Annotated in this window: 24 protein-coding genes and 1 pseudogene; 10 read left to right on the plus strand and 15 right to left on the minus strand. The window is 67.0% G+C overall.

Annotated elements, in window-relative coordinates:
- Positions 1 to 85: 85 nt before the first annotated feature.
- On the minus strand, positions 86 to 883 hold the full coding sequence (locus QOC69_RS15555; RefSeq protein ID WP_526441037.1) for an NADPH-dependent F420 reductase: 798 nt from the start codon (positions 881 to 883) through the stop codon (positions 86 to 88).
- Positions 884 to 1,010: 127 nt separating this feature from the next.
- Here QOC69_RS15555 and QOC69_RS15560 point away from each other — a divergent pair, with 127 nt between their 5' ends.
- Entirely contained in the window at positions 1,011 to 1,637 is a 627-nt protein-coding gene (locus QOC69_RS15560) for a TetR/AcrR family transcriptional regulator (RefSeq protein ID WP_526441039.1), read from the plus strand.
- Between the two features lie 4 nt (positions 1,638 to 1,641).
- Here QOC69_RS15560 and QOC69_RS15565 read toward each other — a convergent pair whose 3' ends face one another.
- Together QOC69_RS15565 and QOC69_RS15570 are read right to left on the minus strand one after the other, a co-directional pair.
- The gene (locus QOC69_RS15565) at positions 1,642 to 2,916 is read right to left on the minus strand and encodes a cytochrome P450 (RefSeq protein ID WP_526441041.1); all 1,275 of its coding nucleotides are present in this window, start codon (positions 2,914 to 2,916) and stop codon (positions 1,642 to 1,644) included.
- 49 nt (positions 2,917 to 2,965) lie between these two features.
- Positions 2,966 to 3,406, minus strand: coding sequence for a hypothetical protein (locus QOC69_RS15570; protein ID WP_526441043.1), 441 nt, complete (start codon positions 3,404 to 3,406; stop codon positions 2,966 to 2,968).
- 94 nt (positions 3,407 to 3,500) lie between these two features.
- On the opposite strand from QOC69_RS15570, the gene QOC69_RS15575 reads away from it, so the two are divergent.
- Positions 3,501 to 5,441 carry a flavin-containing monooxygenase gene (locus tag QOC69_RS15575; RefSeq protein WP_526441045.1) on the plus strand — a complete coding sequence of 647 codons (1,941 nt, stop codon included), beginning with the start codon at positions 3,501 to 3,503 and terminating at the stop codon, positions 5,439 to 5,441.
- Here QOC69_RS15575 and QOC69_RS15580 read toward each other — a convergent pair.
- The 3 genes from QOC69_RS15580 to QOC69_RS15590 form a co-directional block, all read right to left on the minus strand.
- A complete protein-coding gene (locus QOC69_RS15580) occupies positions 5,438 to 5,953 on the minus strand; it encodes a nuclear transport factor 2-like protein (protein WP_526441048.1) in 516 nt (171 codons plus the stop codon). The genes QOC69_RS15575 and QOC69_RS15580 overlap by 4 nt on opposite strands.
- A 74-nt stretch (positions 5,954 to 6,027) precedes the next feature.
- Positions 6,028 to 6,189 (minus strand): hypothetical protein, encoded by a 162-nt coding sequence (locus QOC69_RS15585; protein WP_526441050.1) that lies wholly within the window; start codon positions 6,187 to 6,189, stop codon positions 6,028 to 6,030.
- Positions 6,190 to 6,399: 210 nt separating this feature from the next.
- The gene (locus tag QOC69_RS15590; RefSeq protein WP_526441052.1) at positions 6,400 to 6,867 is read right to left on the minus strand and encodes a glycosyltransferase family 39 protein; all 468 of its coding nucleotides are present in this window, start codon (positions 6,865 to 6,867) and stop codon (positions 6,400 to 6,402) included.
- 288 nt (positions 6,868 to 7,155) lie between these two features.
- Here QOC69_RS15590 and QOC69_RS15595 point away from each other — a divergent pair, with 288 nt between their 5' ends.
- A complete protein-coding gene (locus QOC69_RS15595; RefSeq protein WP_526441054.1) occupies positions 7,156 to 7,614 on the plus strand; it encodes a hypothetical protein in 459 nt (152 codons plus the stop codon).
- Between the two features lie 84 nt (positions 7,615 to 7,698).
- Here the strand turns inward: QOC69_RS15595 and QOC69_RS15600 are convergent.
- The 3 genes and pseudogenes from QOC69_RS15600 to QOC69_RS15610 all read right to left on the minus strand — a co-directional run.
- Positions 7,699 to 8,060 (minus strand): annotated as a pseudogene (locus QOC69_RS15600) (SRPBCC family protein); the annotation flags it as partial.
- Between the two features lie 26 nt (positions 8,061 to 8,086).
- Positions 8,087 to 8,506, minus strand: coding sequence for a hypothetical protein (locus tag QOC69_RS15605; RefSeq protein ID WP_526441056.1), 420 nt, complete (start codon positions 8,504 to 8,506; stop codon positions 8,087 to 8,089).
- A 44-nt stretch (positions 8,507 to 8,550) separates the two neighbouring features.
- A complete protein-coding gene (locus QOC69_RS15610; protein ID WP_526441079.1) occupies positions 8,551 to 9,705 on the minus strand; it encodes a serine hydrolase domain-containing protein in 1,155 nt (384 codons plus the stop codon).
- A gap of 245 nt (positions 9,706 to 9,950) precedes the next feature.
- On the opposite strand from QOC69_RS15610, the gene QOC69_RS15615 reads away from it, so the two are divergent.
- From QOC69_RS15615 to QOC69_RS15635, 5 genes are all read left to right on the plus strand, one after another.
- A complete protein-coding gene (locus QOC69_RS15615; RefSeq protein WP_526441081.1) occupies positions 9,951 to 10,829 on the plus strand; it encodes a TIGR03854 family LLM class F420-dependent oxidoreductase in 879 nt (292 codons plus the stop codon).
- 127 nt (positions 10,830 to 10,956) lie between these two features.
- Complete coding sequence (locus QOC69_RS15620) at positions 10,957 to 11,418, plus strand: protein disulfide oxidoreductase (protein WP_526441083.1); 462 nt, start codon at positions 10,957 to 10,959, stop codon at positions 11,416 to 11,418.
- 12 nt (positions 11,419 to 11,430) lie between these two features.
- Positions 11,431 to 12,291: a cytochrome c biogenesis CcdA family protein gene (locus QOC69_RS15625; RefSeq protein WP_526441058.1), complete on the plus strand. Its 861-nt coding sequence runs from the start codon at positions 11,431 to 11,433 to the stop codon at positions 12,289 to 12,291.
- Positions 12,292 to 12,363: 72 nt separating this feature from the next.
- Positions 12,364 to 12,657 carry a putative quinol monooxygenase gene (locus tag QOC69_RS15630; RefSeq protein ID WP_526441060.1) on the plus strand — a complete coding sequence of 98 codons (294 nt, stop codon included), beginning with the start codon at positions 12,364 to 12,366 and terminating at the stop codon, positions 12,655 to 12,657.
- Positions 12,654 to 13,142, plus strand: coding sequence for a GNAT family N-acetyltransferase (locus QOC69_RS15635; RefSeq protein WP_526441062.1), 489 nt, complete (start codon positions 12,654 to 12,656; stop codon positions 13,140 to 13,142). Before QOC69_RS15630 ends, QOC69_RS15635 begins: the two co-directional genes overlap by 4 nt.
- Before the next feature lie 12 nt (positions 13,143 to 13,154).
- Here QOC69_RS15635 and QOC69_RS15640 read toward each other — a convergent pair whose 3' ends face one another.
- Positions 13,155 to 13,334: a hypothetical protein gene (locus QOC69_RS15640; protein WP_526441064.1), complete on the minus strand. Its 180-nt coding sequence runs from the start codon at positions 13,332 to 13,334 to the stop codon at positions 13,155 to 13,157.
- A gap of 316 nt (positions 13,335 to 13,650) precedes the next feature.
- Here QOC69_RS15640 and QOC69_RS15645 point away from each other — a divergent pair, with 316 nt between their 5' ends.
- Positions 13,651 to 14,535: a cyclopropane mycolic acid synthase family methyltransferase gene (locus QOC69_RS15645; protein ID WP_526441066.1), complete on the plus strand. Its 885-nt coding sequence runs from the start codon at positions 13,651 to 13,653 to the stop codon at positions 14,533 to 14,535.
- 8 nt (positions 14,536 to 14,543) lie between these two features.
- Here the strand turns inward: QOC69_RS15645 and QOC69_RS15650 are convergent, their stop codons facing one another.
- From QOC69_RS15650 to QOC69_RS15660, 3 genes are read right to left on the minus strand one after another with little or no spacing between them, the layout of a single operon-like run.
- Positions 14,544 to 14,921 carry a thiol-disulfide oxidoreductase DCC family protein gene (locus tag QOC69_RS15650; protein WP_526441068.1) on the minus strand — a complete coding sequence of 126 codons (378 nt, stop codon included), beginning with the start codon at positions 14,919 to 14,921 and terminating at the stop codon, positions 14,544 to 14,546.
- 35 nt (positions 14,922 to 14,956) lie between these two features.
- Positions 14,957 to 16,003 carry an agmatinase gene (gene speB, locus QOC69_RS15655; RefSeq protein ID WP_526441070.1) on the minus strand — a complete coding sequence of 349 codons (1,047 nt, stop codon included), beginning with the start codon at positions 16,001 to 16,003 and terminating at the stop codon, positions 14,957 to 14,959.
- Complete coding sequence (locus QOC69_RS15660) at positions 16,000 to 16,437, minus strand: acyl-CoA thioesterase (protein ID WP_526441085.1); 438 nt, start codon at positions 16,435 to 16,437, stop codon at positions 16,000 to 16,002. The genes speB and QOC69_RS15660 overlap by 4 nt, the downstream gene beginning before the upstream one ends.
- Positions 16,438 to 16,706: 269 nt before the next feature.
- Here QOC69_RS15660 and QOC69_RS15665 point away from each other — a divergent pair, with 269 nt between their 5' ends.
- The gene (locus QOC69_RS15665; RefSeq protein WP_526441073.1) at positions 16,707 to 17,660 is read left to right on the plus strand and encodes a threonine ammonia-lyase; all 954 of its coding nucleotides are present in this window, start codon (positions 16,707 to 16,709) and stop codon (positions 17,658 to 17,660) included.
- Between the two features lies 1 nt (position 17,661).
- On the opposite strand, the gene QOC69_RS15670 is transcribed toward QOC69_RS15665, so the two are convergent.
- The gene (locus QOC69_RS15670) at positions 17,662 to 17,889 is read right to left on the minus strand and encodes a hypothetical protein (protein WP_526441075.1); all 228 of its coding nucleotides are present in this window, start codon (positions 17,887 to 17,889) and stop codon (positions 17,662 to 17,664) included.
- Positions 17,890 to 18,025: 136 nt separating this feature from the next.
- A partial coding sequence (locus tag QOC69_RS15675; RefSeq protein WP_526441077.1) for a POT-type proton-dependent oligopeptide transporter occupies positions 18,026 to 18,493 on the minus strand: 468 nt, incomplete at its 5' end.

The raw sequence follows: 18,493 nt of genomic DNA on the forward strand, positions 1-18,493 counted from the left end.
CCGCAGGCTGGCGCCCCGCCATCCCCGACGGCCCGACCCGCGACGAACTGGCCGACCTCTGTGCCGCACAGCAGGGCGGAGCGGCCTAGGCAGACAGACGCCGTGACGGCTTGTCAACGCCGAATCCCGCTGCCAGCGCTTCCTTGGGAAGCTGCCCGCCGGCTGGACCGCGCACCGTGCTCTCGGTGAGTTCCTTGACGCGGCAGGCGGATACCGCGACTCCCGGAGTCTCGAAGAACCAGCGAAACGTCTCGTGCGGGCTGGCGCCCTCGGGGGGTTGCCCCGGGAAGTACGGCTGCGAGTAGACCGGGGTGCCGGGTTCGCTGCGCCAGCTGTCGGCGAGGGCGCCGATGTCGGCCGCGTCGTAGCCGAGGTCGTTCAGAAGCTCGGCTACTTCGATCTTGGCGGCGCAGTCGTCACCGGCGATGGGCAGGGCACTGCGGTCGGGTGCGCCGTATGGCAGGGCGAGGGTGAACAGGCGGCGGAAGTCGATGTTGTTGAACGCCTTGACCACCCGGGATTCGGCCAGGTGCCGCTGCACCAGCGCGCTGCTGGTCAGCTCGCCGGTGTCCAACTCGGTGATGTAGCCGTCGCGTTGCGGGTAGTAGTTCATCGTGTCGATCACGGTCTTGCCGGCCAACTCGGCCGCGCAGAGCCGGTGGTAGGCGTTGAGCGGGATGGTCGCCACGACCAGGTCGCCTGCCTTGGCGGCTTCCGCCGGTGTGGCCGCGCGCGCCTGCAAGCCGAGTTCGGCGACGAGGGCGTCGAGGGTCTCGGGACCACGGGAGTTACTCACGACGACGTCCAGGCCGGCAGCAACGGCGAGGCGGGCTAGCGCGCTGCCGATCATCCCGCTGCCGATGAGTCCGAGAGTTTCCGTCATCTGCCACGTCTCCTTAATCACTGGGCATGCGGGTGCCGGCATAACCGATACCCGGCTATCGGTTCACTGACTCAAAGCAAACCCCACCGCTTAGCGATAGTCAACTATCGCTTGCTACTGTGTGCCCATGCTCACCGATGGCACGCGCCGGCTGCGCGCCGACGCCGCGCGCAACTCCGAGAGGATCGCGCGCGCCGCGCGGGAGGTCTATGCCGAAACCGGTCCCGACGCCACCCTCGACGACATCGCCCGCCGGGCCGACGTGGGTATCGCGACGCTCTACCGCCGCTTTCCCAACAAGGAGGAACTCCTCAGGGCGGCCCTAGAGCAGGGCATCACCGAGCAACTCGCGCCAGCCATCGAGCAGGCACTCAGCGACGACGACCCCAAGAGCGGTCTGGCCACCTTGATGGAGGCAACGTTGTCCCTGGTGGCCAGCGAGCGGAACACCTTGGCGGCCGCGCACAACTCCGGCGCCCTCACCACGGAGCTCACCGCCCCATTCCTCGACTCGCTGACCCTGCTCACCCACCGCGGACAACAGGCCGGTGTCATCCGCGCCGATGTCGTCCCCGACGACATCCACAGAATCATGGGGATGCTCGCGTCGCTCCTGGCGTGCATGGAGTCCGAAGGCGACGGCTGGCGCCGCTACGTCGCGCTCATGCTGGACGCCCTGTCGCCGATCGGGGCCAGCCCACTCCCAGACATAGCCCCCATCGGACAAGCGCACCCTGGCAGCTGCTCATTCTGAGGCGCTAGGGCGTCCACGCGACCGGCAGCCGCTTGATGCCGTGGATGAACGCCGACTGCAGACGATCGGGTTCCTCGGTCGCGCCGAGGTCGGGTATCCGTCGGTGCAGTTCCTCGAAGATCACCGTGATCTCGCGACGGGCCAGGTTGGCCCCAAGGCAGAAGTGCGCGCCGCCGCCGCCGAAGCCCACGTGCGGGTTGGGATGGCGCCGCACGTCGAACGTCCACGGGTCGGCGAACTTCGACTCGTCGCGGTTCGCCGAGCCGTACCACAGCGTGACCTTGTCGCCCTCGCTCATTGTCACCCCGCTCAGCTCGGTGTCGCGGGTGACGGTGCGGCGCATGTACGACACGGGTGATGCCCAGCGGACGATCTCCTCGACGGCCGTCGGTGCCACCTCGTCGTAGTGGTTCCACCAGTCGTCGCGCTGTTCGGGGTATCGGCTCAGGGCCAGCACGCCGTGGGTGATCGCGTTGCGGGTGGTCTCGTTGCCTGCCACCACCAGCAGGATGAAGAACGACGCGACCTCACCCGAGGTGAGTCGCTCGCCGTCGAGTTCCGCCTGCACCAGACTCGTGGTGAGGTCATCGCCGGCGTTGGCCCTTCGGTCGTCGGCCAATGCCTTGGCGTAGGCACCGATGTCCATGGCAACCCGGACGAACTCGTCGAAGTCAGTGGTGATGTCCGGGTCGCCGAAGCCGAGGAGCACGTTCGTCCACTGGAAGACCTTCAGGTGGTCGTCCTCGGGGATGCCCATCATGTCGCAGATGATCTGCAGCGGAAGGGGACCGGCCAGTTCGGTGACCAATTCGGCTCTGCCATCGGGATGGTCGGCCACCATCGCGGTCACCAGTCGCCGCGCCCGGTCCCGCACCGAGTCTTCGATGCGCGCGAGCACCCGCGGCGTGAAGGCGCTGCGCACGATGTTGCGCAGCCGGGTGTGCCGTGGATCGTCCATCGCGATCATCGAACCGAAGTACTCGGCGAGCTCGGGCGTCTGATCACCGATGGTGATGCCCAGGCTGGAACTGAAGATCTCGGGGTGCCGGCTGGCGTGGAAGACGTCGTGGTAGCGGGTGAGCGCCCAATGGCCTGCGCCCGGTTCGGCCGCCAGGACGAACGACGGCTGCCACGAGATCGGCGCCTGGTGGCGCAGCGTGGCGAAGGCTCCTTCGCGCAGATCGTCGTCCTGCGCCCAGAATTCCCAGGCGCCGAGGTTGATCTCGGACAGCGGAACGTCGGGCGGCATGGCGCCGTTGACCCGTGTCGAGATACCCACGCCGCATCACCTCATCGTCGAGAACGTGATGTGGCCGAGCCTAATGGCCTCAGGGCCGGCCCTCGTGCCCGATCCGGCCATGGGTTCGACGCTGCTCCTTCATCGTCGCCTCCAACACGTGCCGCTCGCCCCGCTGCAGCTCCTCGCGGACCCGACGTTCGTGATCGCGGAACTCGGTCCAGTAGCCGTCGTCGAACTCCTCCACGACCTGGAACGTCCAGCGGCCGTGCAGGACGTTGCGGCCGACGAGTTCGGTCTCCAGCCGATCGGCCGTGGCGGCGTGTCCCGCGGCCCGCAACTTGTCGCAGGCTTCGCCGAGGATTCGATCGGCGTGTCCGATCAGTTGGTGGAACGAGTAGAGGTCCCCGCGCGCGCGTTCGACGAATTCGAGCGCCTCCGACAACTGGCCGACCGCTTCGATCGTGTCGTCCTCCGCGCCCGCCGGCCGCCGAGTCAACGCGTCATCGGTGTCGTCGTCGTCGTGCGTCACCGACAGGTGATACCCCGTCGACGGGCGCCCCAACCAGGGCGCGCGTTCCGCCGTTGACCTGCGCGCCGTCGTTGCGCCGTGATAGCACCAATTGGTGCGCAACCCACATGCAGGGCAACTGTTTACGTCCTCCGACGAGCAGATCGCCGACGCGTTGCTGGACGTCAGTATCCCGACGTTGATGCTGTCGCTGGTGCACATGTCTGCGGATCCGACGCTGATCCGGGGTGCGCTGAAGCCGGCCGGGCTCTTCCTCAACGAGGTACAGGGCTACATGTCCGACGAGGACAAGTCGGCCGTTCGCAAGATCGCACTCGAGGTGATCGCCGACTACCGCGACCGCGGCTGCCCGGAACCCGAACCCGTCGGACCGGCGTTGCTGAAGGAGATGATGGAGTGGCTGGTCTGCGAGCCGGTCCCCGACGAATACGTCCCGATGCTGCTCGAGGAGATGGAGCTTGACGGCGTCGACGAACGAGCCGGGAAACCCTCCGAAGCCGCAACGCCGGACACCTCGGCCCGTACGGACCAACACGTCATCGTCATCGGTTGCGGTGAGTCGGGGCTACTCGCAGGCATCCGGCTCAAGGAGGCGGGCATCCCGTTCACGATCATGGAGAAGAACGCCGGCGTCGGCGGCACCTGGTATCAGAACTCCTACCCGGGCGCTCGGGTGGACGTCGGGAACCACTTCTACTGCTACAGCTTCGAACCGAGTGATCATTGGACGCAGTTCTTCGCCGAGGCCCCCGAACTGCAGGCGTACTTCCAGGGCGTGCTTGACAGGCACGACATCGGGCCGCACGTGCACTGGGAGACCGAGGTGACCGGAGCGCGGTGGGATGAGACCACTGCGACATGGACGGTTGCGACGCGCGGCCGAGACGGCACGCAGTCCTCGCTGACCGCGCGGGCGATCATCAGCGCCGTCGGCCAACTCAACCGGCCGCACGTCCCGACGATCCCGGGTCAGCACGACTTCGCCGGGCCGGCTTTCCACTCCGCGGAATGGGACCACTCGGTGGATCTGCGTGGATTGCGCGTCGCCCTGATCGGCGCTGGCGCCAGTGGGTTTCAGATCGCGCCCGCCATCGCGGCCGACGTCGCACACCTGACCGTGTTTCAGCGCACCGCGCAGTGGATGTTCCCCAACCCGAACTACCACGCCGAGGTGGGACCAGGCGTGCGGTGGGCGCTGCGACACCTGCCGTTCTACGGGCGGTGGTACCGGTTCCTGTTGTTCTGGCCCGGCTGCGACAAGGGGTTGGCAGCGGCCAGGGTGGACCCGGACTACCCGGATCAGCAGCGTGCCGTCAGCGAGATCAACGAGATCACCCGAATGATGTTCACCGAGTGGATCACCAGCCAGGTCGGCGACGACTCGGACCTGCTGGCCAAGGTGATGCCGGACTATCCCGCGACGGGCAAGCGCACGCTGCAGGACAACGGCAGCTGGTTGCGCACCCTGACGCGCGACGACGTCGAGTCGGTCCGCACGCCCATCTCCCGCATCGAGCCGGACGCCGTGGTGACCGAGGACGGCGTGCGCCATCCCGCCGACGTCATCGCCTACGCCACCGGGTTCGAGGCCAACAAGGTGCTGTGGCCGATGGCGGTCGTGGGGCGCGACGGTGAAGCCCTCGGCGAACGGTGGGGCGAACGACCGTCCGCCTACCTCGGCATCACGGTGCCCAGCTATCCGAACTTCTTCTGCAAGTACGGCCCCGGCACCAACCTGGCGAGCGGCGGAAGCCTGATTTTTCACTCCGAGTGCCAGATGCGTTACATCACACAGTGTCTCGAGCACCTGATCGCCTCAGGGCATGAGTCGATGGAACCCCGTCAGGACAGAAGCGACGATTGGGTGCGCCGCAGCCAGGACGAGATGCGCAAGATGGTGTGGTCGCAGCCGTCGATCGAGCATTCGTTCTACAAGAATGCGCACGGCGAGGTGTACACGCTCAGCCCATGGCGGCTCGTCGACTACTGGGCGTGGACCCGCAAGCCCAATCCGGACGACTTCGTATTCCGTTAAGCCAGTTCCCAGTTCATGTTCTTGGCGAACACGCGGGCGTCATCGGAGAGCGTTCCAAGCTTCTGGCTGCGCTGGACGTACTCCTGCACCATCGGCAGGAAGTTCATCGGGTTGTACGCGTCTTCCTCGTTGTGCCACTGACCGTTGCCGCCGTACCGAAGGATGGTGATGCACGGCCGCTCGATGATGCTGCCGTCGCCGGGATCCTTCATCCGATTCATGATTTCGCTGAACACCCAGCCCTTTTCAACGTCGATGGAGTACCACGTCACGGGGTAGAACGGCATCTCGCTGCCGGGGAAGACGCTCATCGTCTTGGTGATCCACTCACGGATCTGTTCGCGGCCGGTCATCTTGCCATAGACGTGCTCGACGTAGGTGGCGTCCTCGGTGAACAGGTCGCCGTACCGGGACCAGTCCCACGACTCGCCGATCTCGACGACCACCTGCTGGTGATGTTGAAACGTCTCCTCGATCTCCTCGCGTGACCATCTACTCGTCGAAGACCCCATGGAGACGCTCCTTCGTATTCGCGGCGGAAACTAGAACCTGTTCTACCAAACGGGACACTGCGGCGGAGCCGAATTCAGGACACCCTCAACGTCCGCAGATGGGGCCACAACACGGTCCACGGCACCTGTTGGCCAGTGAGGACGAAGGCGTGCGTGTCATCGCCGACGTCGGCGACCCGGCGGGCGTCGCTGAAGTATGGCCGCAGCCGGTCCGGCTCAGCTCCGACGTAGAGCACCACGTCGTGGTCGGGGGGTGGCGGCGGGAAGTAGCCGTAGCTGCGGCTGGTGCTGTATCAGGTCGGCAGGTGGTACTTCGGGGCGACGCCGTCGAGCAACGCCGCCACGATGTAGGACTCGCCGATGATGACGGTCCGGCCCCGCTGCGCGGAGGGCAGCGCGTGGTAGGCGTCGGCGATGCCCGTGCGGCCCCGTACAGGGCCTCGGCCTCACCCGCGACGACGGGCGTCATGCGCAGCTGTGGCCACCCGTGCAGGTACTGCCAGATCAGGGTCGGCGCGGCGACCAGCACCGCGAGTGCCGCCCCCGCCCAGAGCGGCGGGCGGCCGAGCAGGTCCCCGCGGGCCACAGACGGCGATCGCCACGAGCAACACCAGACACAGCAGCATCACCTGGAACTTGGTCATGGCGGCGATCCCGATCACCACACCGAGCACGAGGAGCAAACGATCGTCACGCACCCGTTGCCATCGAATCAGTAACCACACCAGCAACATCCATTGCACTGGTTCCAGTGAATACGGCGTCAACCAGTGCCCCGCCAAGGTCGACCACAAGCCGGTGGCCTGGGCCGCAGCGGTGAAAACCTGTGCGCGACGGTCACATCCGAGTTCGCGGGCGATCAGCCCCGCCACGACCACCGCACCTGCCGTGGCCAGGACCGCCGGCAACCTCAACGCGGTCAGTAGCCGGCCCCGAATGCCGTTGCCGCACAATGCAGGGGTGTGGCCACGCCTGCGATGCCGAGCACGCCGCGAGTGGCGAAGGGTGGCACCGATCGCCCGTCGTCAACCATTGAGTCGACGCTAGCGTGTCGACTTCGATCGGCCGGTAACGCAACCGCCGTGGACACCGATAGCGGAAGTAGGGGTCACATCAGGGGTGCAGGAATCAAGGTGACCGTTTGGACGTCGAAGCAGGTGGGTACCCACCCAAGTCAAACGTCACCGGGTAGGAGTGACACGATGAAGCTGATCAAGGTCGTGGCCACCGCCATGATCGTTGGCGGGTTGGGCTTCGGCTCGGCCGGCATGGGTGCAGGAGTGGCGACGGCGACACCGGCCGCGCCGGTCCCGCTGAAACCGGGACACGGGAACGACGACTTCTGTCCGCCGGTGTGCAACGGCAATTCCGGTCGCGGCCACGACAAAGGGCCGTGGGAGAACGGGTCGTGGAACAACGGGGGCTGGGACAAGGGCCCGTGGTGGGCCGGCAATCGCCACGAGTGGTGGGACGACCGCAACGGCCCCCCGCCCTGGGGTTGGGGTCCGCCGCCACCGCTGCAATGGAACGGTGGTCCGCTTCCGCAGAACATCAACTACTGGGGCTACAACGTGAACCCGGTGTGGAACGACGGTCCCCGGCAGTGGGGGATCTGGCTGTTCGGTCTCTGGATCCCGATCTTCGGCGTCGGCTTCAACTGACCCGCGGCGGGGGCCGGCTCAGGCTTCCACGACGGCCTTGATTCGCTCCAGCGTCTTGCGCATGTCGCGGACGTTGCGTCGTTGTCGAAGCTGACCGCCGAACAGCCCGAACAGGGTGGTGAACAGGCCCTCGGTCATCCGGAACGACTCGGTGACGTCGGTGCCGCCGTCCACCGGGGCGAAGCGGTAGTGCCAGTTGTTCACCGGCCGCTCGCCGAGGAGCACCTCGAAGCCGAACTCGCTGCCGGGTTCGCACGCCGTCACCCGGCAGATCGTCCAGTACACCGGGCCGATCTCGTTGCGCTTGACGTGGCCGCGGAACCTCGCGCCAGGGCGGGTCCCGTTGCGCCATCGAGCCATTCGGCCTCCATGACCTCGGGGGAGAACTTGCCGGTGTTGCGGACGTCGGCGACCAGATCCCAGATCTGCTGCGCGGGTGCCGCCATCGTGACCGTCACGGAAGCTTCCACGTCTACAGCTGCTTCTGCAGTCGCGCGCTGGTGGTGCGGTAACCAGCGCCGTGCTCGGCGTAGCAGTAGTCGAGGGTGAGCGGGTCGACGAGCGTGAACGTGTGCGTCCCCTCGTCGTCGGCGCCGGAGATGATCGTGCCGTCCGGGGTGAATGCCCCGACCAGCGGGTCCGAGACATCGCCCTCCGGCGTCGTCCGGCTGAGGGAGCCCTTGAACGTCCAGCCCGACTGCTCGGCGACGGTCAGCGTCGCTTCCCCGTTGCGGTAGCCCTCGGTGCTCGCGATGCGCTCGCGGTGCCCGATCCACGTGCCAACCAGGTCGGGGTTGTCGGCGTTGGCCATGGGCATTGGCGCCAGCGCGCAGTCCGATGCTGCGGCGGCGGCGATGACCCCCGCCCTGACGAGGTTCGTTCGATGGGTCACTCGGCCCTCTTTCGTCGTCGTCTGCGGGTGGACCTTCGGGGCGTTCAGCGTGGCTTGGTGGTCGTCGGTGGCGCCTGGACCTCGGGGCTGAGGCTGTACACGTGATCGGGGCTGACGACCTTGGTGATCGCGTTCGCGAGAGCCGTGCTGGGTTCGCCGCCGCCGGCCGGTGTGTCGGTGTTGCTCATGATCACCAGCGTCATCTGCTTCTCCGCGAGGTGAACCACCACCGTCTGGTAGCCGGGCAGGCTGCCGTTGTGCCCGACCCAGCCGGCCAGATCGAAGATGCCCAGCCCGTAGCCGTCCTGAGGCGGCAGCGGCGGCGCGTTGACCGTCTCGAGACGTTGCCTCTGCGTCTCCGGCGTGAGCAACGTTCCCAGGGCCAGGGCGTCCGCCCAGATGCGCATGTCGTCCAACGTCGAGATCATCGCCCCGGCGGCCCACCCCCAACTCGGATTCCAGTCCGTGGCGGTGACGTCCTTGTCGTCCATGCCGAGGGTGTAGCCCTGCGCGTGCGGCTCAGGGAATGCGTTGTCGGTCGGAAAGCTGGTGTGGCTCAACTTCAACGGCGTCAGGATGTGGTCGCGGACGTAGTCGGGCAGCGTTTGCCCGCTGACCTTCTCCACTGTCAGGCCGAGCAGGATCGTGTTGGTGTTGCAGTACTCGAAGCCCTGGCCTGGCTCGAAGTCGTTGGGCTCGGCGAAGGCGAAGTCGAGCAGTTCCCGCGGCGTGAACGGGCGCTTCGGATCGCCGAACAGCGCCTTCGCGAAGCCCTCGGTGGCGCTGTAGTTGTGCAGACCGCTCTGCATCCTGGCGAGCTGACGCAGGGTGATCTGGTCGCCCTTCGGCACGCCGTCGACGTACTTGGCGATCGGATCGTCGAGCTTCACCTTGCCGGCGTCGACAAGCTGCAGCACCCCGGTGATCGTGAAGGTCTTCGTGACGCTGCCGATCCGGTGATAGAAGTCGGGCTTCATCGGCGCGCCGGTGGCCTTGTCGGCGACCCCGAACGCGCGGACGTACCGGCCGTCGGGTCCCCACAGTCCCACGATCGCGCCAGGCACGTTGACGGCCTTCATCGCGTCGTTGATCGCGGTGTCGAGGCGCCCGGCGACCGCCGGGTCGATGTCCTTCTCGGCCGCGGCGCTCGTCGTGGTCGCCGGAGCGCTGGACGAGCGGGATGGCGACGGCTCGCCCATACAACCCGCCATCAGCAGCGCCGACACGGCCACGGCCGCATACCATCGGAGATTCGCCGTCATGTGATCCCGTCGTGGGTGCGATTGGCCTGCGATTGGCCGTTGTCGGTCACATTATCGGTGCGGCAATGCCACCAGAGCGAATATGGCGTTAACTGTCAGGGGTGACCGACTTGAGCGGGCGCGATTACGCGGAAGTCAGTGGCCCGCAACGCGCGAACCCGGATCCGAGCGGATCTCCGGCGATGAAGGTGCGGTTCGGCGTCGGTCTCGGCGCGAACACCGGACCCGCGATGCTGCCCGACGTCATCGACCGCCTCGAGGCGCTTGGCATCGATTCGTTGTGGTTCTCCGAGCTGGTGTACTCGCCGGCGGTCGATCCGTTCGTCGGGATGGCGTACGCCCTGGCCCGCACGCGCAAGCTCAAGGTCGGGACGTCGGTGGTGGTGTTGCCAGGTCGTCATCCGGTGCTGGTGGCCAAGCAACTGGCCTCGCTGGCCGCGCTGGCGCCGCGGCGGGTGCTCCCCGTGTTCGGCCTGCGTTCCGCCATACCGGCCGAACGGGAGATCTTCGTGGTACCCGACGGGCAACGCGCCGCGGTGTTCGACGAATCGTTGCGGCTGCTGCGCTCGAGCCTCGAATCCGACTCCCCATTCTCGGGTGACTTCTTCAACGTGACGTCGGCGGCCGTCGCACCGCGACCCGACCGGCCGCTGGACATTTGGCTTGGCGGGGCAGCGCCCGCGGGGTTCCTGCGCATCGGTCGGCTCGCCGACGGGTGGCTCGGCAGCTTCCTCACCCCGGCCGAGGCACGGCGTGGCCGCGAGCAGATCGAGGAGGCCGCCGCAGAGGCAGGCCGCGCAATCGAACCCGATCACTTCGGGATCAACCTCGCGGTGAGCGACGGCGGATTGCCTGCCGAGCTGATCAGCGCCGTGCGACGGCGCAGGCCCGATGTCGATCCGGAAGAACTCGTCGCCGACGGTTGGCCGCAGTTGCACCGCAGAATCGACGAGTACCTGACGGCCGGGTTGACCAAGTTCGTGATCCGTCCCGTTGGCGAGAACGACATCGACGGGTTCATCGACCGGTTCGCCGCCGAACTTCTGCCACGGGAGAACTGACCACCCACCCGGTGAACCCGACGGCCCGCCGATTCGTGTCATGGATGGCTGCTCCAGTCCGATCCGGTAGGGAGATGACGCGATGTCCGCTGCGAGGTTTCGACTGCGCGGGTGGTTGGTCCTGGCGATGGTTGCCGGAATCGCCGCCCTCGTGCTGGGAAGTCCACCGACGGCACTTGCCGATGACCGCCAACAGTTCACCGGGACCACTCTTGCGGGCCAGCCGTTCGACGGTTCGAGCCTCGCCGGCAAACCCGCGGTGCTGTGGTTCTGGACGCCGTGGTGCCCCTTCTGCAACGCGGAGGCGCCGTCGGTCAGCGCGGTGTCCGCCGCCAACCCGGCGGTGACGTTCGTCGGGGTTGCCGCTCGCTCCGACACCGGGGCCATGCAGAACTTCGTCGACAAGTACCACCTCGGCTTCACCAACCTCAACGACGCCGACGGCTCCATCTGGGCGCGCTACAACGTGCCGTGGCAGCCGGCCTACGTGTTCTACCGTCGCGACGGCAGCTCGACGTTCGTGAACAACCCGACCTCCGCCATGCCGCAACAAGAGTTGGCGGACCGGGTGGCGGCGCTGACCCGGTAGGTCGGCAACGACGTGGGACCCGATGGTCTCGGTCTTGCCTTCGGGGCCGGACTGGTGGCGGCGCTCAACCCGTGTGGGTTCGCCATGTTGCCCGCCTATTTGACCCTGGTGGTGCGGGGTGCAGAAACCGGCGGAATGTCTGCGCTGGGCCGGGCGGTGGCGGCCACCGCGGCGATGGCGCTCGGGTTCGTCGCGGTGTTCGGCACGTTCGGGTTCCTCGCGGTGTCGGTCGCCAACACGGCTCAGCGCTACGTTCCGTACGCCACCGTGGTGATCGGCATTGCGCTTGCCGCACTGGGCGTTTGGCAGCTGAGCGGTCGCGACGTTAAGGTCCCCATCCGAGATCCGCTGGCGCGCAGCACACGCTGGGGACCCACGGCCGCGCTCGGGTCGATGTTCGGGTACGGCATCAGCTACGCGCTTGCGTCTCTGTCGTGCACGGTAGGACCGTTTCTTGCGGTCACCGGGATCGGCGTCGGCTCGGCGCGCGGCGGCCTACCGGCGGTGCTGGCGTACACCGCAGGCCTGACGCTCGTCGTCGGCACGCTCGCGGTGGCGGCCGCACTGGCCGGTTCGAGTCTGGTGGACCGGCTGCGCCGAATCGTGCCCTACGTCAACCGAATCAGCGGTGCCCTGCTCGTTCTCGTCGGCGCCTACGTCGCCTACTACGGCTGGTTCGAACTGCGCCTGTACGCGGGGGCGGACCCGCGGGACCCCGTCATCGCCGCGGCCGGCCGGTTCCAGGGCGCGCTGGCGGGCTGGGTCCACAGGGCCGGAGCGTGGCCGTGGCTGGTGGCACTCGCCGTTCTGCTGCTCGGTGCCGTGGGGTGGTCGTGGCGGTATGGGCGTACCCGGAGGGCGGGAACGAAGTGAGAGCCCTCGATGGAATCCGTGACGTACCCGAGTCACAACGGGTAGGCACGTACACATCGAAGAGGAGAGATCATGGCTCAAGTCGTCGTCGCCGGACACGTGATGGTCGAGCCGGAGGAACGTGTCGACTACCTGAACACGTGCGTCGAGGTGGTCCGGCAGGCCCGTGGGGCCGCTGGGTGCGTGGACTTCGCCATCTCGGCCGACCTACTGGATCCCGGCCGAATCAACGTCTACGAGCGTTGGGAGTCCCAAGCGACGGTCGAGGCTTTCCGAGGCAGCGGACGCTCCGACGAGCAGGGCGCGGCGATGATCTCCGCGTCCGTGGTGGAGTTCGACGTGGCTGCCGAGAGAACGCTGACTTGACCGGCTGGCCCGACGCACTCGAGGTGCGATCCTGGACACCCGCCGACGCTCGGTGCGTCGCGCACTGGCGCTATCCCGGCAGGTGGTCGGTGTACGACCTGGAGGACGGCGACGGCATGACCGCGGCCGGCGGCTACCGGGCCGTGGTCGCCGCCGACGACGGCAGGCTGATCGGCTTCTACTGCGTCGGCGGCGGGGCCTTAGTGCCAGGTGTCGAGCCCGACGACGAAATCGTCGACCTCGGCGTCGGGATGGCGCCGGTGTTCGTCGGCAGCGGCCGCGGGACCACGTTTCTGCACGCGGTGCTCGACGACCTCGGTCGGCAGCAGCCGGCCAAGCCGGTCAGGGCGCTGATCCAGTCATGGAACGTGCGAAGCCTGTCGTTGGCGCGGGGGTTCGGATTCCTCGAGAACGGCATCCACCGCTGCGTCCAGGACGGCGAAGAGATCGACTACACCGTCGTCGTGCGGCCGGCCCATGGTTGACCGCGCACACGATCAGCGGCCGGTGGCCTCGTCGACGTCTTCGGGCACCTCGAGAAACTGTTCGATGAGATCGGCCTCGTCTGCATCCAGGTGGCTCGTCACCGCAATCTGGTCGGCATCAATCTGGCCGGCATCCAGGACCGGCCCGTCGCCATCCGGGTCGACGGCTTCGTATGCGTCCGGCTCAGTCATGATCGGTCTCCCTCCATACCGCAAGCGCAGTCATACCGACGCCCACCACGGTACCGAGATCCAGGGACCAGCGTGTTAGCAAACAATCGCTCAGAAGACTCACAGAATGCCCAGCAACGTCACGCCGGAATCGGTTGTGAGGCCAGGTCAGCACCGGGACTACGAGTTGGTGACACCGGCCTACCGGGCGGTGACCGATTCGCTGAGGGCTTCGAGACTCAGGTAGTCTGCGTAAATTGCGCAGACGTACACGGGGGAGGCTCCCAGCCGTGCGGAGCTTCAGACGATTTTCATACCCAGACGCAAAGGCTGTGACTTGCCAGAAACAAAGAGCGATACCAAGGGCCTGAAGCCGCACTTCGAAAACGTGCAGGCGCACTACGACCTGTCTGACGAATTCTTCCGGCTGTTCCTCGATTGCTCCCAGACCTACAGCTGCGCGTACTTCGAGCGCGATGACATGACGCTGGCAGAAGCGCAGATTGCCAAGATCGACCTGTCCCTCGGCAAGCTCGACCTCGAGCCGGGCATGACGCTGCTCGACGTGGGCTGCGGCTGGGGCGCGACGCTGAATCGGGCCATGGAGAAGTACGACGTCAACGTTATCGGCCTCACGCTGAGCAAGAACCAACAAGCCCACGCCACCGAGCTGCTTGCCAAGTCGGACAGTTCCCGGAGCAGGCGAGTGCTGCTGGAGGGTTGGGAGCAGTTCCACGAGCCCGTCGACCGGATCGTGTCGATCGGCGCATTCGAGCACTTCGGTCGAGACCGCTGGAACGACTTCTTCAAGATGGCCTACGCGGCGCTGCCCGCCGACGGCTTGATGATGCTGCACACCATCATCAAGCCGAGTCGCGAGGAGATCGAGGGCCGCGGGCTGCCCATGACGATGACCAAGATCAAGTTCTTCAAGTTCATCATGGACGAGATCTTCCCGGGCGGTGAGCTGCCGTACGCGGCCAATCTCGAGGATTACGCGAACAAGGTCGGCTTCGAGGTCACCAAGGTGCAGCCGCTGCGCCTGCACTACGCCCGCACCCTCGACATCTGGGCCTCGGCACTCGAGGCCCGCAAGGACGAAGCCATCGCGGTCCAGTCCGAAGTCGTCTACGACAGGTACATGAAGTACCTGACGGGCTGTGCCGACCTGTTCCGCGACGGCTACTCCGATGTCTGCCAGTTGACCCTGCACAAGGGCTGAAACCGAGTTCAGCAGGCGACCGGGTGCAATTCGCAGTACGGCGTCGCGCCGCGGAAGCGGTACCGATGCGTGGCCACCCAGCGATACACCGCTTCTTGCAGCCACCGAATGCCCGGTAGTCGATAGATGCGCAGCGGCAGGCGGGTGCCCAGCGCCGCGGAGAGTGCCGCATTGATCGCTTCGGCACCGGCGTACACCGCTCCTGACGAGTCCAGCCACCACGAGGACTCGACCATCTTCGAGGCGGGAACCCCGAGCAGTTGCGCAGTTCCCTCCTGCTGAAAGGGCCTGGTGTCCAGGTCGCCGGTCCGGTCCAGCCGCACCAGGAGGTTGCGGGCGCGCGTGCACATCCCGCACACCCCGTCGAAGTACAGAACGCCGGTCACGACTCCATTGTCCCTCGGGATCGTCCCCCTGGTGCCTAGGTCCGCGGCCGCGCAGGGGGACCGACCTGGCCGCCCGCCGCGTCGCGGCGCCGGGCCGCCATGCCCGCGAGCGCCTCGAACACCACCCGGTGCGCGGCATTGACGGTCAGTTCGGCGTGGTCGTAGGCCGGCGCCACCTCCACCACGTCCACTCCTGCGACGTCGTGCTCGTAGCAGAGCTGGCGCACCATGCGGAGTAGGTCGACGCTGGTGATGCCGCCGGGCTCGGGGGTTCCTGTGCCCGGGGCGTGCGCCGGGTCGAGGACGTCGATGTCGACGGACAGATAGAGCTTGTCCGCCTTGGCAAGTGCCTCGCCTACCGCGTCGACCATGACGGCCTTGAAGCCGCGCTCCCAGATCTCGTGCATGGTGTGCCAAACCATGCCCTGTTCCTGCATCCACTCGAACGTGTCCTGCGGCGGCCAGTACCCGCGCAGACCGACCTGTACGAAATGGGTGCCAGGCACCGCGCCGGATTCGATCAGGCGACGCATTGGCGTGCCGTGACTGGCCAGGTTGCCCTCGATGATGTCGGCCGTGTCGGCGTGGGCGTCGAAGTGGACGATGCCGACATTGCCGTAGCCGTGGACGTCGGCCACCGCGGTCGCCGACGGCCACGTGATCGAGTGGTCCCCGCCGAGGACGACGGGCACGATGCCGCGCGACGCCACCGCGTGCACCCGCTCCTTGATGTTGGCGTGCGAGACCTCGGTCTGACCATGTGGGCAGTACGCGTCGCCGAAGTCGACCACCTCGAGCCAGTCGAAGATCTCCAGCCCGAGATCCATGTGATAGGTGCCGGGTTCGTAGGCGGTGGCCCGGATCGCGCGGGGACCGAAGCGCGCGCCTGGGCGGTTCGTGGTCGCGATGTCGAACGGTGCACCGACGATGGCCACGTCGGGCCGCCACGACTCGAGCTGCTCGGTTTCGGTGAGGAACGGTCGGTGCCCGAAGGACGCCAACCCCGCGTGCGGCAGGTCGAGCTGTTCAGCCATCCCTGGCGGAAGTTCGCGGTGCGGTTCGTGGTCGTGCTGGTGGCTCATGGACCGACACTACCGTCAATCGGTAGGCGTTGACCCGCAAGGGAAGTGAGCGCCACACGCAGTTCGTCGGGTATCGCCCGCTTGATCCAATCCTGCGTCGAGACCACCACGTAGACGTTGCGGCCCCTGACGGCGAGCACCCGTTCGCCGTCCTCGCCGACCCGGGTCACGTCGAACGCAAGGGTAAAGCTCGTCGTTCCGGTCGCAACGCATGTCACGCCGACGCCAACCGCATCCCGCCAGCGCACCGGCGAGAGGTAGTCGAGCTCCGCGCGGACCACTTGGATGTCGAGCCCTCGCGCCACCAACACGGGGTACGTCATGCCCACGTGGTCGAAGAACGCCGTGCACGCCTCGTCGAACCAGGTGAGGTAGTGGCCGTTGAACACCACGCCCTGCTGGTCGATCTCGGCGTAGCGCGGCACGATCGGCATCGAGAAGGGTTCGCTCACGTAGCTCACCTTGCATCGCCACGCCGTTCCCGGCAACGGCTCGGTCAGGCGCCCGGCTGGCTAAAATCCTCCGCGTGAGCCCCGCAGGCCCGCGTGTTCTGCCGGGAGAACGGCGCCCGGTTGAAGAGCGAACTGAGCGCGGAACTCTTCACCGAGCTGCTCACCAGACGCGGGTTCGAGGTGGCGGCGGGGACGTCGAAGAGCGGTTTCACCGCGCTTCGTCGGTGAGCCGCGCCTGACAGACTCGAGCCATGCACCTGGTCACGATCGATGACATCCGCGCCGCAGCGGAGCTGATCCGTCCCTTCATCATCCGCACCCCGCTGCTGCCCGCACCCTGGGGTGATCCCGCGCGACCACTGTGGATCAAACCGGAGAGCCTTCAGGCGATCGGAGCGTTCAAGGTCCGTGGCGCGTTCAACGCGATCGGGCGGCTCGACGAGGCGGCCCGTGCCAGGGGCGTGGTCGCCTATTCCAGCGGGAACCATGCTCAGGCCGTCGCCTACGCGGCCGCCGCCTTCGGCATTGCGGCGACCATCGTCATGCCCGAGGAGACGCCTGGTGTGAAGGTGGCGGCGACCCGCAGCCACGGCGCCGAGGTGGTGTTGTGCGCGGCCGGGCAGCGCGAGAAGGTGGCCGACGAGGTGGTGGCACGCACGGGTGGCGTGCTGGTGCCGCCGTTCGACCACCCGGACATCATCGCCGGGCAGGGCACCATCGGCCTGGAGATCGCCGACGACCTGCCCGACGTCGCGACCGTGCTGATCCCGGTCAGCGGTGGTGGCCTGGCGTCCGGCGTCGGGACCGCGATCAAGGCGCTGTGCCCTAGTGCCCGCGTCATCGGCGTCGAGCCCGAACTCGCCGCCGACACCGCGCAGGGTCTGGCCGCCGGGCACCGAGTCGACTGGCCGATCGGGGACCGCAACCGCACCATCGCCGACGGCCTGCGATCGCAGCCGTCCGAGCTCACCTTCGCACACTTGCAGCAGGTCCTCGACGAGGTGATTACCGTGTCGGAGAACGACATTCGCGAAGCAGTGCGCGAGATTGGGTTACGGTCCCACCTCGTCAGCGAGCCAAGCGGCGCGGTGGCGCTGGCGGGTTACCGGACGGCGCAGACACCGCAGGGGCCGACGGTGACGATCCTGTCGGGCGGCAACGTGGAGCCCGACCTGCTCGCTCAGATCTTCGCCGGGCAGACCTGAGTCACCACTCGATCAGCAGCGGTGACGACACCGAGCACCTGTCGTGCATCGAGTGCGCCCAGGCGTCCTGTGCGGCGGCCGCCTTGAGGCGCCTGCGGCGACCCGCCCAGCCGCAAGAGCACGCCGCCGTCGAGTGGCCGAATCCCAGGTTGTGCACGGACACCACGCCGTGCGGGTCGTGGTCGCCGAATCCCAAGTCTCCGATATCCAATGCGAGTGCGGTTGCCATCGTGGTTCTCCTTCGACCCGGCCCTCAATCACCCTGTTTGACGCAATTGCGAGCGATCTCGTTCCTCATCATCACTCGGCTGCAGGACGGATTCGGTTTACGACAGGTCACAACTCGGCCAACGCGGCTCAGCTGCTCAGTGCACGCCTTCCATCAGACTGCTTACCCAGCCGGAGATGGCGAGAACCACGATGCCCGCCACGATCGCCACGGCGCCGATGATGCCGAAGTAGGCGAACTCGTGGGCCGCGTCGTAGTACCCGGCCAGCACGCCTGACATCGAGGTGCCCAGGCCGACCGAGAAGAAGTACAGCGCCATCATCTGCGCGCGAAAGGCCTCCGGCGCCAGTTGAGTCGTCACCGCGAGGCCGATCGGCGAGAGCATCAGCTCCGACACCGCGAAGACCGCCATGACGCCGACGATCAGCAACGCGGGGACGGCCTTGCCGGTAGTGCCAGCCGTCGGCAGGAAGAGCAGGAATGCGGCACCCATGCCGATCACCCCGTAGCCGAACTTGCGCGGCGTACTCGGTGCGCGGTTGCCCAGCCGGGTCCACATCACGGCGAAGACGGGCGACAGCAGGATGAACCAGACGGGCTCGAT

The sequence above is a fragment of the Mycobacterium sp. genome (assembly GCF_032162105.1).
Classification (GTDB): domain Bacteria; phylum Actinomycetota; class Actinomycetes; order Mycobacteriales; family Mycobacteriaceae; genus Mycobacterium.

Coding starts and splice junctions, on each gene's coding strand:
- QOC69_RS15630 (WP_526441060.1), top strand. CDS start 12,364: ATGGCTCAAGTCGTCGTCGCCGGACACGTGATGGTCGAGCCGGAGGAA.
- QOC69_RS15640 (WP_526441064.1), bottom strand. CDS start 13,334: ATGACTGAGCCGGACGCATACGAAGCCGTCGACCCGGATGGCGACGGG.
- speB (WP_526441070.1), bottom strand. CDS start 16,003: ATGAGCCACCAGCACGACCACGAACCGCACCGCGAACTTCCGCCAGGG.
- QOC69_RS15660 (WP_526441085.1), bottom strand. CDS start 16,437: ATGCCGATCGTGCCGCGCTACGCCGAGATCGACCAGCAGGGCGTGGTG.
- QOC69_RS15665 (WP_526441073.1), top strand. CDS start 16,707: ATGCACCTGGTCACGATCGATGACATCCGCGCCGCAGCGGAGCTGATC.
- QOC69_RS15595 (WP_526441054.1), top strand. CDS start 7,156: ATGAAGCTGATCAAGGTCGTGGCCACCGCCATGATCGTTGGCGGGTTG.
- QOC69_RS15610 (WP_526441079.1), bottom strand. CDS start 9,705: ATGGGCGAGCCGTCGCCATCCCGCTCGTCCAGCGCTCCGGCGACCACG.
- QOC69_RS15580 (WP_526441048.1), bottom strand. CDS start 5,953: ATGGGGTCTTCGACGAGTAGATGGTCACGCGAGGAGATCGAGGAGACG.
- QOC69_RS15555 (WP_526441037.1), bottom strand. CDS start 883: ATGACGGAAACTCTCGGACTCATCGGCAGCGGGATGATCGGCAGCGCG.
- QOC69_RS15620 (WP_526441083.1), top strand. CDS start 10,957: ATGGTTGCCGGAATCGCCGCCCTCGTGCTGGGAAGTCCACCGACGGCA.
- QOC69_RS15615 (WP_526441081.1), top strand. CDS start 9,951: ATGAAGGTGCGGTTCGGCGTCGGTCTCGGCGCGAACACCGGACCCGCG.
- QOC69_RS15670 (WP_526441075.1), bottom strand. CDS start 17,889: ATGGCAACCGCACTCGCATTGGATATCGGAGACTTGGGATTCGGCGAC.
- QOC69_RS15560 (WP_526441039.1), top strand. CDS start 1,011: ATGCTCACCGATGGCACGCGCCGGCTGCGCGCCGACGCCGCGCGCAAC.